Genomic DNA, 13,541 nt, shown 5'->3' on the forward strand with positions numbered 1-13,541 from the left:
AAGCTTGTCGGAAGTTAAATTTTTTAACCTTCTATTCTTTTCTCTCCGATTATTACACCCAAAAGAATTGAACTGATCTAGCATTACAATTGATAGTGGGATTAATTTGATTTTTTATTATGATGCAGATTATCAATCTGATAGTGATGTTATTTTGAAATACGAAAAGAGAAGGTTTAATATCTTTAGACTGTTGAAGAATACTAATCAGAGCGTATTTATCGACTTCATCTTAAAACCCTCTTTGAGGTCGCACATTTAGTTATTTCACGAATCCTCCCTATATTTACACGCCCGCCAAGAACTTTCCTGTCTTTTGATGGACTTATTCTAATATAGGTCCTTTTTATAAGTTGGAGAGCTTTATGAACCAGAATAATCACACTATTTAATGAAGAAATATGCTTTGGCCATTCATGGTGGCGCAGGAACAATATTGCCTTCAATGATGACCCCTGCTTTGGAGATGGCGTATAATGAGGCTTTGGAAAAAGCGCTTAAAGCAGGACAAGTAATCCTTCAGAATGAAGGTTCAGCTTTGGAGGCAGTAGAGGCAGCGGTAAAAGTAATGGAAGATAGCCCTTTGTTTAATGCCGGTAGAGGAGCGGTTTTTTCCAATGAGGGAACCAATGAAATGGAAGCATCCATTATGTGCGGAAAGCATCGTATTGCAGGGGCTATAGCAGAAGTCAAGAGCGTGAAAAACCCTATTTCTTTAGCCAAGAAAGTTTTGGAAGACGACAGGTTTGTATTCTTGAATGGGAAAGGAGCAGAGCGGTATGCAGATCAGTTTGACGAATTGAAAAAGGTATCACCTGATTATTTTTATACAGAAGAACGCTATAATCAATGGCAAGCGGTCAAGAACGAAGATCGAGCACTTTTAGATCATGATGGCGCTTCAAACTTGCAACATGAAGACCCAATCATTCAGAACCAAGACGCAAAGGGAGGAGATTACAAGTTTGGAACAGTAGGAGCTGTAGCACTTGATATGGAAGGTAACCTGGCAGCTGCAACGTCTACAGGAGGCTTAACCAACAAGAAATTTGGCCGATTGGGCGACAGTGCTTTGATAGGCTGTGGTACTTATGCGGACAATCATTCTTGTGCGGTGTCCTGCACGGGATACGGAGAACACTTTATCCAAAACACAGTGGCAAGGGATATTTCAGCCAGAATGGAATTTGGTGGTATGTCCTTGAAAGAGGCTGCCAATAAAGTGGTAATGGACCAGTTGGTCAAATGTAATGGTGAAGGGGGAATCATTGCCATTGATAAGGATGGTAATATTGAGCTAGTCTTTAATTCAGAAGGAATGTATCGAGGTAAGGTATGTTCTGACCAAGAGCTACCGATGGTAGCTATTTATAGATAATGATTAAAGAGGTTTATGGGTATAACCATAAACCTCTTTTTTATTAATGCCATTCAAATAATATTACTGGTCCTAACAGTAATACCATACCAGCTAAGGTAAGTAATATAAAAAGGGGCATCATCCATTTAAGCCATTTGTCATAAGGAATCTTGGCAATGGCAAGTACTCCCATAGTTACGCCACTGGTGGGGATGATCATATTGGTAAGTCCATCTCCCAGTTGGAATGCTAAAACAGCCGTTTGTCGACTGACCCCTAGAAGGTCACTTAATGGAGCCATGATTGGCATCGTAAGCGCTGCTTGTCCAGAACCCGAAGGTAAAAACAAGTTGAGCGTGCTCTGTACCAAAAACATCACTTCCACAGATAGGGCCTTAGGCATATTTTTGACAGGTTCTGAAATGTAAAACAGCAGGCTGTCAATGATCTTACCATCCTCAGCAACTAAAAGAATACCTTTACAAAATGCCACAACAAGACAAGCTGTCATCATCTCCTTGGCGCCCTCTGTAAATGCTTTTACCATGGTACTGGTATCCATTCGGCTAATGATAGAGGAGATTAATCCTAGACCGAAGAAAAGTGCCCCAATCTCTACCATATACCACCCATGTACTTTGACGCCCCAAGCCAATAGCAGTAAGGCAATACCAAATCCAATCAGTATGATAGTACGCTGAGGAGTTAGGGGAATCTCTTCCGCTTGTAGCTTGTTACTTTTCTCATTCAGCAATACGTCTTTACCATATAGGATACTTTTTGAGGTAGACTTAGAAATCCTTAATGCATAAAACATGACAAAGCCAATCGCCAAAAAAGTCATGATAATCCACACCATAAAACGGTACTGCAACCCACTGAATGTAGGAAGTTGGGCAATCCCTTGGGCTATTCCTATTGTAAAAGGATTGTAGAATGCCCCAGCGAATCCAGCTCCAGCCCCTACAAATGGAATGGCAACTCCTACGATTGTATCCAGTTGCATGGCATGGGCCAATGGAATGGTAATCAAGATAAAAACCAATACCTCTTCACTCATCCCAAAAGTTGCTCCAGCAAAAGAGAAAATAAGCATGATAAAAGGAATGATCAGCCACTTGTACATAGGGTGCTTGCTACTGAAAAACACAAGCTTTTGTAAGCCAGCATTGATGGCCCCAGTTGCATTCAGCATTCCAAAGGCTCCACCTACAATAAAGATAAAGGCAATAACCTCAGCAGCAGAGGCAAACCCTCTTATAGGAGCAGTGAAAAAGGAAAGCAATGACTGAGGAGCAGGGTTGACTTCTTGGTATGAGCCTGCTACAAGTATCGTCCGATTATTGACAACAGTTCTCTCAAATTCACCAGCGGGAACGACCCACGTGAGCCCTATAAAAAGTAGCAGTATACCACTGACTATGACAAGTGTTTCTGGCAGTTTAAATTTCATGTTCCATGTATTTTTATTTTGGGTATCCTTCATTTCAAGACCCCAATCTTGTTATTCATACAGTTCAATGCATAGGCAGGAGGAAAGAAAGTTGATATCCAATCACCTTCTTTCCAGTATCACTCGAACTATTCAGTTAAGAGCCTATTTTATTTCAAAAGTCTCACCTGAAAGGTATATGTCCAATTGAAGGCCATTGCCTCCCAGCTTATTTTGTGACTGTTTTAAACTGGCTTTTGGGTTAGAAATTTTCACAACCTGAGCAGCTCCGTATACCTTTGCTGTTTTTCCTTGGGAAATACATAGGGCAGTGGATTCATCAATGCCAATAGAATGTAATTGAGGGTACTCAATAGCTGTACTAATGATGCGGTTATAGCGGCTTCTAGCAACAAAATGTTGGTCAATAATGGCTTGAGGGAATAGTCCCAGTCCTTCCATTATTTCGATATTACCTTTTTCAATAACAGCAGGGGTAGAGCGGTATTCAGTGTGATTCTTTTCGTTACCTGTAATCATGTGTTGACTCATAAGGGCTGCACCAGCACTAGTTCCGGCAATGGTAGTTCCCTTTTGATATGCTTGCTGCAAGATGGCTTTGACCTCACTACCTTGTATGCGTTGCATGAATAGGTTTTGATCTCCTCCTGGTAAATATATTAGAGGATAACGGTCAAGTGTACTAAGTATATCAGCTGAAGGAAGAGAGTCACCTATATAAAAGTTATGAACCTTGGTGAAACCTTGTTCTGTAAACTGCTTCTTTGCATAAAAGAAGGAGGTGTCTGGTTCACTGCTTGAAAGTGGTAAAATAGCAATACTGTCCTGTGGGGTAATGCCAGCTTCTTCAATCAGTGATTGTATAAGTGATGGAGGCCTTTTTCCTCCTCCGATAATAAATAGCTTTCCTTCTATGTCAGCAACACTATTATTTGAGGCTAACTTTACTTTGTTATCAGAATTTTCTTTGTGGCAACTGATAATAAAAACAGTGAAAAGAATATATATGATGATCTTTTTCATGACCTATTTATGTTTATAATATTCTGTTTTGGTTCAAAAAACCTTAACATTATATGTTTTGATGCGACATTTATTAAAAAATGGGCTTACATATTGTATTTAATACAAACACTTGTTAATATTGGATTTATCGAATAAACGATACCAACTTATAAAGATGAACGCAATTTTTACACTTCAACTTTCGGATTGCAAGCCACTTCAGCTTATGGGTTTGCAGCCTATCTTCGACTGCTAGCCCTGGCAAGGAGGGATAGGTATATAGGGAGAAAAGTTTATTAATTATGTAACTGAGAAATATCTTGGCGGGTAAATTCAGTGCAACCTTTTCTATCTAAATTCCAATTTACTTCATTCTTTACGAATATTAAAAACTTCAATAGGTAAAATTCTTGGTTGTCTTTTCACACTGTTATTGGCAGGTAGTGATGGCTTTGTATTTCTTTGAAAAAAGAGAAACAAAATAGTGTACCCGTTGTACAGCTTCAATTGTGATTGGGGATATGTACGCGATATGGTCCCTGCTTTGTATGCCTGAACTTCTTTCCTTTTTGGTTGTGATAAGTGAAGCAGTTGCTCACAATGTGTAGTAGCTGTTACTGATTGCCTATTTTTTGAAGTTTAAAACTTACAAGACTCTAACAATTATTCATTTATTACAATCTGTAATTTTTCTATAATGAAAAGGCTACTTTCATTGTTTGTCGCCATGCTGTGCATGGTGATAACAACGTTCGCACAAGAGCGAACTATTTCCGGAACAGTTACTGATGGAGCGACTCCACTACCTGGAGTTACAATTTTGGTAAGTGGAACTTCTCAAGGGACAGTTACTAATTTTGATGGCGAGTTTACGCTCGTAGTTTCTCAATTGGCTACAGATATTGAGGTGAGGTTTTTGGGCTATAAAACGGAAATTATACCAATTAATAATCAGACAACTTTTAAGATCATTCTAGAGGAAGATGCTATCCAATTACAGGAGGTTGTTGTCGATGGATATTCAACTCAGGATATCAAAAAAATGACCTCTTCAGTGGAAGTAGTAGATGCTGCCGCTTTGGAGCAGCGCCCATTAACTACTTTTGATCAGGCACTACAAGGACAGGCTTCAGGAGTAAAGGTCAATATGAATAATAAAGCGCCTGGTAGCCCTGCTACAGTAAAAGTGAGAGGCACAGGCTCACTAGCAGGAGCAAACAATGCACTATTTATTGTTGATGGTATACCAGTTGATGGGGAGACTTTTGCCACCCTGAATCCTAATGATTTTGAGTCATATCAGGTGCTGAAAGATGCTTCTGCCGTAGCAATGTATGGGTCCAGAGGAGCAGCAGGTGTTGTAGTCGTTACAACCAAATCAGGTAAAAATTCAGGCAAGACCCAATTCAGGCTTAACTCTTATGTTGGTATCGCAGAGGCAACTTCAAATGGTTTTGATATGATGAACTCACAACAACGTGTTGAGTTCGAGAAAATTATTCAAGATGGCCCCTCTTACAACCCAGGTGGGTATAGTTATATGCTACAGGAAGTAGACACTGAGCACACTTCTGATTGGTATGACATGTTTTTCCGTACAGGAATTACACAGTCACATCAGTTGAGTGTTTCAGGTGGGGATGATGACAGTAAATTCTATCTTTCTGGTAACTACTTTAATCAGGAAGGTGTCGTGATTAAGACAGGAATGGAGAGAGGTACATTAAGGGCCAACTTCTCACAGAAGTTAAATCGTTTTTCACTTGATCTCAAGACACAATTGGCAATCGCTAGGGTAGATGATGTTTACAAAAATGATGCATACAATGTGATGACCATGCTTCCCTACTACAAAAGTCAGGATGAGAACGGCAACTATCTACCTTTGGATTATAATGGAAGCAACGCTTTTGAAAGAATTGAAAAAGGTGAAAATTCTCGCAACTTATTGGGTATCGTATCTAGTTTGAAACTGACATACGACTTGACTGATAACCTAAAAGTATGGTCGAGAACGGGTATTGAATATGATCAGAAAAAGACAAGGGATATTATTTCTCCTAACAGTTTGTATGCGAATTTGACACCTGGTGATAAAGGAAGTTTAGCTTCTTATACTTATCAGGACTACCTGTTAAGCGGTACCAATGCATTACAATACAGAAAAAACTTTGGCGATCACGGATTGTCATTAGGCGTTTATCAGGAATATATCCTGGAGGATGGAAATAGCGAAGGCTTTACTGTATATGGGTTTGATAATGAAACAACTCCAGCATTGCACTCTCCGGATGTTAATGTACCGTTGGTAAGTGGGGTGTATGACAAGCGTTTTACACAGCTATCGTACTTTGCGAGTGCTGATTACGATTACAAATCAAAATATATCCTGAGAGCGGTGTTCCGTAGGGATGGAACATCAGTATTTGGAGCCAATAACCAATGGGGTAACTTCTATAGCGTTGGTGGTGGATGGGTTATTTCAGATGAGACTTTTATGGAGGGAGTTAACTTTGTCAACAACCTGAAGTTGAGAGTGTCTTATGGTACTGTAGGTAACCAAGGAGCCATTAGCCGATATGGATCTTTGGCTACACTGGCTCCAATCAGTTACAATGGTCAAAATGGTATTTATAGAGATAAGCCTTCTAACCCAGATCTACAATGGGAAGTATCCAAGCAAGCAAACGTAGGTGTAGACTTTGACTTGTTTGATGCAAAACTGGGAGGTAGTTTGAACCTTTATAATAACCTTTCTTCGGAGTCCTTTATCAATACACCATTGCCATATACATCAGGCTTTGTGAGCCAAACTCGAAACAATGCTCGTCTAAGAAACAGAGGTATAGAACTCTCACTTAGCTCAAGGTTAGTATTGACTAGAGATTTCCAGTTGAAGGTTTTTGGTAACGTATCATACAACCAGTCAGAGGCATTGGAACTTAACGATGAGGGAATCGAGTACAGGGGATATGGTCAGTTGCAGATTGATGAGTTAGCCAATATCGAAGGGTATCCATTGTTTATGGCGCGTTCTTATGACAAGGCAGGTGTTGATCCCGCTACAGGACGACTACTGTTCAGAAACGCTGATGGCTCTATTGTGGACGACAGAAGTTTGGCAGAACGTGTGATTATCGGTACGACAGAAGCACCTTGGTTTGGAGGCTTCGGAACAAACATGTCTTGGAAAGGACTGACATTAAATGTCTTGTTTAACTGGGAACAGGGAGCAACCAAACTGAACTGGGACCGTGTTGAGATCGAGCGTGTATTATATGCAGATCAGAACCATTCTGCAAGATTGCTGACAGATGCATGGATGAAACCTGGAGACATTGCTTCCTTACCGAAGCCAGAAGCAGGACAAGAACTTTTTGCTACGTCTGACTATTGGGAAGATGCTTCATTCCTAAGGCTGAAAAATGTGAGCCTTTCTTATTCATTACCGATCAGCTTGGCAGAAAAAATGGGTATGGACAATGCAAGAATTTATGTGCAAGGTGAAAACCTGATGACTTTCACATCATTCTCTGGAATCGACCCTGAAATGTCAACACCGTATCAGTCTACTAACAATGGTACATCATCAGGAGGTGAAAGCAATGCTTACCCACTTAGCAGGGTATTCACAGTAGGACTTGATCTAACATTCTGATAACTAAATAGAAGATTAATCATGAGATTCAGATATAAATCAGTTTTAAAAGTATTGGCAGTTGCATCTTTGATGATGAGCAGCTGTGAGGGCTTTTTGAAGGAGGAACCTTTTGAAAGCCAGACAGAGTTAAATGCTTTTAAGTCTGTAGAAGACGTAGAAAAAGCATTGATTGGAGCCTATAATACATTGACAGATTTTGATGGGGATTATCTGCACTACAGCATGACAATCCCAGAAATGATGGCCGATAACCTTTACAATACACCCAGCACTGGTGGAGGAACAGTATTGATCTTTGGTAACTTCAACTTCTCTGTAGCTAGTGGTGGTTTGGAGAATGCATGGCTTAATGGTTATACGCTTATTGACAGAGTCAATTTCACATTAGCGAAATTAGCGTTATTTGAAGGAACCAATGAAGGACTGGAAGCCAAGATCAAGGGAGAGGCATTGGTACTTCGTGCTATGGGGCATTTCGACCTGTTGAAGAACTTTGGTGTTTCTATGGAAAGAAACTTTAACGAAGCCGATTCTGGTATTCCTGTGATGCTTGCTTCTGAAATATCCAGCCCTGCTAGAAATACTGTCAAGGAAGTATATGACCAGATCTTTAAAGACTTGGAACAAGCGGTGTTGTTATTGGATGGAAAAAATACAGGTGATGTATTCCGTTTCAATGCTAATACGGCACGAGCATTGGCAGCTAGAGTAGCACTCTATGCTGGAGACTATGAAAATGCAGCTAAATATGCTGATGCTGTTATTGATAGCAAGGCTACTATGTTATCAGATATTAATTCATTTAGCAGTATTTGGGAGATCGGAGACCATTCTGATGAAGTATTGTTTAAGGTGTTTGCTAAAGATGGTGATTCGTATTTCTCAGGATATTTTGCCCCTAATACTGCAGGTATCCTAAAGCGTCCTTCTCCAGAATTGTTTGACCTCTATGAGGAAGCTGATGTACGTAAAGGTGCTTATCTCATGGATGATGCAGACTTGGGACAGGTGGTTGTAAAATACAAAGGTGAAGCTGAAAATGAGCAAAGATCCATTGAGGTGATTCGTATGGGTGAGATTTACCTGATCAGTGCAGAAGCCAACTTCCGTATTGGAAATACAGCTGAGGCACTAGAAAGCTTCAATGCCTTAAGAAGTAACCGTATTGAAGGAGTGACTGATGTAACAACGTTGGACGAGGATATGATTCTTGAGGAAAGAAGAAGAGAACTGGCATTTGAAGGACATCGATTTTATGACCTGAAGCGTTTGGGATTGAATCTGGACAGAACAGCTATGGCAGACCAACCTAAGGTAACCGTAGATGCCTTGCCTGCAGGAAGCAAGTATTGGATCTTCCCTATTCCAAACAGGGAATTGGTTGTGAACAGCAACCTGAAACAATCTTCTAAATGGCAGTAATTTTTTCGATTACAAAAAGAGAACATAACCATGAAAAAATATATCAATAACTGGTGGGTTCTTTGCAGCTTATTGCTGTTGGGAGTCACAGCTTGTGAAGAGCAGGAAAATGAAGTATATCAAGGGGCTGCTTATGTATCTTTAGTAGATACAGACTTTAATACTTCAGAAGATGCTGAAGGTGCATTGCGAGTACAGGTTCGTCTAACCACAACCAGTGCTGTGAATGCCCCTTTGGAAGTAACTTATAAGGTTGAAGGTGATGCAGGTTGGGAAAGCAGAATCAAAGACGAAAGCAATGGAAAAGTAACGATTGCTTCAGGTGAGTACACTGCTGATATCTTTCTGATGCCGATAAATAATGAGGAAATTGACAATGATGTCAATATTACTGTTACGCTTACAGGTGTGAGTGGTGCTGCTGTAAACTTAGGCTTGGGCAAAGCTGATTCTTATGTTCAAGCAGCTGTTTTTCTAAGTAATGAAGATAAACCAGAGTACAATTCATGTATTGCTGTATCTGAGGTATTGTTGGAGAATGTGGTCAATCTGGCTTATACAGATTTCTATGATTCGGCAAAATATAGCGGAACAGACCCTGCTGGTTTGATCGTGGAACCTTCAGATGTGTTGGCATGTAATAAACTAAGGGTGACAGGTGATGCATTAGCCTTGTTTGCAGGTGCTTTTGATATAGAAATCAACGAGGAGAAAGGAACGGTAAACATTCCTCAGCAAAAGTATGGCAGTAAGGATGGTGAAGATTATTACATCGTAGCTATTGAAGAAGGTACTATTGACATTACTAGTGGAGAGATAAGTGTTAATATTCTTTGGTTTTCTTACGCCAAAGGAACAGACCCTTCTACGATTGATTTGCTGGCTGAGTATAAGGCTTCTACTTATAATTATTATGATGGCAACTTGAAGATTTCATTGGGTGCTTATTCGCCATGTACAGCATTGGGAGAGGCATTTTTGAATAAGGCGGTCACACTGGATTATGAAGATGAAGATCCAGATTACAGTGGTAATAATCCTGGTGTAGTACTTGAGCCAAATACTAAAACGTGTAATCGTATATTGGTAAAAGGAGATGCAATCAACTACTACGATGGAGAGTTTGAGCTACTGATTGATGAAGAGAATAACACTGTAGAAGTGCCTTTACAGCTATATTCTGTTCAGGATAACGATACCCCTAATTATTATATACAATCATCAGCAGGGACCTATGATCCTGCAACACAAACTATTGTAATTGACTTTGCTTGGAGTGGTTATGCAGACGGAGCAAACCCAGATCCATTGGGTGATGGGTATGTTGGGAAGCTGACAATTACACTGGCTGAATAAGCCATAACCTACTTTATTGAAAACATGGGTCATCCCGATTGGTAATTTCGGTGTTGGCTCATGTTTTTTTATGTCCAAAATTACCAGCATATGGAATCAGCTATAAGCTTGAATACCTGATTTTTTTACTTACCTAAGATGATTGATTAAGATTGGGCGATTGCGGTTTAGACTTTATATCGCATATGAAAACTTCAAATATTACAATTTCTTCCAAACATTCTGATTGTTCAGTTTGTTGGCGGAGGTAGCTTAGACTATTTACCCCAAAAACAAATTTAGGAATGGCAGAGACGTCCTCACAAGATGCTCGCTACTGGAAGGAGCGGTTTGAGGCACAACAGCAGATGCTGGAAATAACAATCGCTAATATGCAAAAAGCCACCTTGCAGCTAAGTGAGTCAAAAGCAGCTTTAGAAAAGACAAATCATCAATTGCAGGGTAGCATATCCTATGCTACAAGACTTCAACAATCGATTTTGCCTGCAAAGACCAAACTCGATCAGATTTTTGACGACTATTTTATCTTCTTAAAGCCGAAGGATCAGTTGAGTGGTGACTCGTATTGGGTCCACAAGCATAACCATCTGAAATACATTGCCGCAATAGATTGTACTGGACATGGTATTCCCGGAGCGATGTTGACCATGCTTGTGTCTACAGCTTTGGATCAATTGGTGACAGGTAAAGTGATTACTTCTCCTAGTGAAATCATCGAAGCATTGGATCAAAAAATCCATTACCTGCTGAATAATGATGAGCAAAATGAATTAAGAGGTAAAAATGGACTGGACATTTCATTGTGTATTTTGGATGAGTCTACAAATACCTTGATATTCAGTGGGACACACCAGCAAATATTGCTTTTGGATGGAACACATCAGCGTGCAATTAAAGGTGCAAGGTATTATGTGGGTGAAAACTCTTCCAGAAAAACATCTCTGAAAGATCACCAACTTCAGTATAGCAAAGGGGAGAAGTTGTACCTTTTCTCTGATGGTTTTCCTGACCAGTTTTCCGTTCATGGTCAAAAATATACAGCAAAGAGGCTTAAAAGGCTGATTGCCACATTTTGGGATATCCCATTGAAAGGTCAGAAGAAAGCTTTGGAGATGGAGCTTTCAAACTTTAGAGGAAGCAGTCAACAGATTGATGATATATTGGTAATTGGAGTCCAACTATAAATAATATACAAGTGGAAAGTATAACAGCATCAGAACAGACAGTAAAAGTATTTTTGAAAGAATATCCGTATGCTAAACTTTATAAGGTAGCCAAACAGCCAACCTTGATTTGTGAGGCTACTAAAGAATATATTCCAATTGAAGACTTTATTGAGATGTTTGAGGATATGGGAGATATGGTCGCGCTACTGAATATTGAAAAATTCATTTTTGATAAGCGTGCCATGAAAACCTTTCACCAGCCAAGCATGGAATGGTACTTTGTAACTTGGAAAGAAGATTTGTACCGGTATGGCTTGAAAGTACACAGAAAAATATTGCCTAAAGATTTGGGTTGGTTTGAAGAAGCTGTCAAAGCCGGTAGAGCCAAAATTGAACAGGATTTTCCTGACTTTGATATTACCCGATTTGATATACAGTATCGTGATTCTATAGAAGAAGCAATTAATTCTTAAGCTGTAAGTAGGTCTTTTGGAAATTGAAACCGAAAGACCTTTTGTTTTTGTAACTCTTGATTGGGAAGGGAGTAATATTTTAGAGATGATACTTCTCTTGAGGTGATTTACAGGTTTTTATAATCCAATACCTATTTCTAAATAGCCTTAATAGCACCAAAATTAAGGTTATTCCAATATTATTCGAGTATCACTTGATTATCAATATTTATATTTTCAATTTTATATCGTGTGCGATATAATCAAGCAAGATATAAATATGAAAACAACAGCACTTCAAAACGTATTTAGAGTCCTTTTAGGACTGATGATGGTATTGCCGGGAGTCGGTCATTTGACGTTTCAACGTGAAGAGTTTCTGGCTCAAGTACCTAGATGGCTACCTAACGATCCAGCATTTATGGATTTTGTCGTGATTTCCTCAGGAGTAGTGGAGATTGCACTAGGGTTAGCTATGATATTCTGGTCAAAGCACAAAGTGTATGTTGGCCTTGCATTAGCTACTTTTTATGTACTCATTTTTCCGGGTAACATTTCGCAATACACAAATGGTATTGATGCTTTTGGATTGGACACAGACCAAAAAAGACTGATCAGGCTGTTTTTCCAGCCGGTACTTATTCTTTGGGCATTATGGTCTACAGGTGCATTGAAGTATATAATTTCAAAATCAAGAAAAGAGAAACATTATGTCAAGTAAAACATTTTACGAATTTGAGGCCACGAATATTCAAGGTAAAAATGTACCAATGGAATCATTCAAAGGTAAGACGGTTGTGGTGGTAAATACTGCAAGCAAATGTGGTCTTACGCCTCATTACAAAGGTTTGGAAAAACTATATAATAAGTATAAGGATCGTGGGTTGGTAGTACTAGGGTTTCCTTGTAACCAGTTTGGCGAGCAAGAGCCAGGCAGTGCTGAGGATATTCAGGAGTTTTGCCAACTCAATTATGGTGTGAGCTTCCCGATGTTTGACAAAGTAGATGTTAATGGCGAAAATGCTCATCCTATCTTTGAGTATCTAAAATCGGAGCTGAATGGCTTTTTAGGGAATAAAATAAAGTGGAACTTTACAAAGTTTCTAATTGATAAGAATGGGAAGCCTGTTAAGCGATTTGCGCCAACAACTAAACCTGATAGGATGGAGGCTTCCATTGAGAAAATAATATAATTTATGCCTGACGAATCTGAAATACTCTTTCTTGAAAAACAGTTGTGTTTTCCATTATATGCAGCCTCAAGGCTAACAACTAAAATTTACGGCCCTTATTTGGAGGAATTGGACCTTACATATCCGCAATATTTAGTCATGTTGGTCTTGTGGGAAAAAGGAAAACAGACAGTGAGCGAAATCAGTCACCTGTTACATTTGGAGACCAATACAGTCACTCCATTGTTAAAGCGATTGGAACAAAAGCATTTATTGGATAGAAAGAGATCTGAAACAGATGAAAGAAGTGTATTGGTTTCTCTGACCGATAAAGGAACCGTACTTAGAGAGAAAGCGGTTACTATTCCGGAGAAGATGCTAAACTCATTTAGTGACAGTACTATTTCGATGTCTGAGCTTCAAGTATTTCAGAAAACACTTTTTAAACTTGTGGATGTCTTGAGTGAAAAAGTAAAGGGTAAAAAAAGCTAAAT

Annotated in this window: 11 protein-coding genes; 9 read left to right on the plus strand and 2 right to left on the minus strand. The window is 39.3% G+C overall.

Going from position 1 to position 13,541, the window contains the following annotated elements:
* The first annotated feature begins 391 nt into the window (after positions 1-391).
* Positions 392-1,378 carry an isoaspartyl peptidase/L-asparaginase family protein gene (locus V6R21_RS00215; protein WP_334239770.1) on the plus strand — a complete coding sequence of 329 codons (987 nt, stop codon included), beginning with the start codon at positions 392-394 and terminating at the stop codon, positions 1,376-1,378.
* Between the two features lie 43 nt (positions 1,379-1,421).
* Here the strand turns inward: V6R21_RS00215 and V6R21_RS00220 are convergent, their stop codons facing one another.
* Complete coding sequence (locus V6R21_RS00220) at positions 1,422-2,813, minus strand: YfcC family protein (RefSeq protein WP_334239771.1); 1,392 nt, start codon at positions 2,811-2,813, stop codon at positions 1,422-1,424.
* A 144-nt stretch (positions 2,814-2,957) separates the two neighbouring features.
* Positions 2,958-3,836 carry a cyanophycinase gene (locus V6R21_RS00225; RefSeq protein WP_334239773.1) on the minus strand — a complete coding sequence of 293 codons (879 nt, stop codon included), beginning with the start codon at positions 3,834-3,836 and terminating at the stop codon, positions 2,958-2,960.
* A 679-nt stretch (positions 3,837-4,515) separates the two neighbouring features.
* On the opposite strand from V6R21_RS00225, the gene V6R21_RS00230 reads away from it, so the two are divergent.
* The 8 genes from V6R21_RS00230 (at position 4,516) to V6R21_RS00265 (ending at position 13,539) form a co-directional block, all read left to right on the plus strand.
* The gene (locus tag V6R21_RS00230) at positions 4,516-7,476 is read left to right on the plus strand and encodes a SusC/RagA family TonB-linked outer membrane protein (RefSeq protein WP_334239775.1); all 2,961 of its coding nucleotides are present in this window, start codon (positions 4,516-4,518) and stop codon (positions 7,474-7,476) included.
* A gap of 21 nt (positions 7,477-7,497) precedes the next feature.
* Entirely contained in the window at positions 7,498-8,901 is a 1,404-nt protein-coding gene (locus V6R21_RS00235) for a RagB/SusD family nutrient uptake outer membrane protein (RefSeq protein WP_334239777.1), read from the plus strand.
* A 30-nt stretch (positions 8,902-8,931) separates the two neighbouring features.
* Positions 8,932-10,257: a hypothetical protein gene (locus V6R21_RS00240; protein WP_334239779.1), complete on the plus strand. Its 1,326-nt coding sequence runs from the start codon at positions 8,932-8,934 to the stop codon at positions 10,255-10,257.
* Positions 10,258-10,541: 284 nt separating this feature from the next.
* Positions 10,542-11,441 (plus strand): PP2C family protein-serine/threonine phosphatase, encoded by a 900-nt coding sequence (locus tag V6R21_RS00245; protein ID WP_334239781.1) that lies wholly within the window; start codon positions 10,542-10,544, stop codon positions 11,439-11,441.
* A gap of 11 nt (positions 11,442-11,452) precedes the next feature.
* Positions 11,453-11,896, plus strand: a complete 444-nt coding sequence (locus V6R21_RS00250) for a hypothetical protein (RefSeq protein WP_334239783.1) — start codon at positions 11,453-11,455, stop codon at positions 11,894-11,896.
* A gap of 259 nt (positions 11,897-12,155) precedes the next feature.
* A complete protein-coding gene (locus tag V6R21_RS00255) occupies positions 12,156-12,596 on the plus strand; it encodes a DoxX family protein (RefSeq protein WP_334239784.1) in 441 nt (146 codons plus the stop codon).
* Complete coding sequence (locus V6R21_RS00260; protein ID WP_334239786.1) at positions 12,586-13,068, plus strand: glutathione peroxidase; 483 nt, start codon at positions 12,586-12,588, stop codon at positions 13,066-13,068. Before V6R21_RS00255 ends, V6R21_RS00260 begins: the two co-directional genes overlap by 11 nt.
* 3 nt (positions 13,069-13,071) lie before the next feature.
* Positions 13,072-13,539 (plus strand): MarR family winged helix-turn-helix transcriptional regulator, encoded by a 468-nt coding sequence (locus V6R21_RS00265; RefSeq protein ID WP_334239788.1) that lies wholly within the window; start codon positions 13,072-13,074, stop codon positions 13,537-13,539.
* Positions 13,540-13,541 lie beyond the last annotated feature (2 nt).

Source organism: Limibacter armeniacum (assembly GCF_036880985.1).
GTDB classification, from domain to species: Bacteria; Bacteroidota; Bacteroidia; order Cytophagales; family Flammeovirgaceae; genus Limibacter; species Limibacter armeniacum.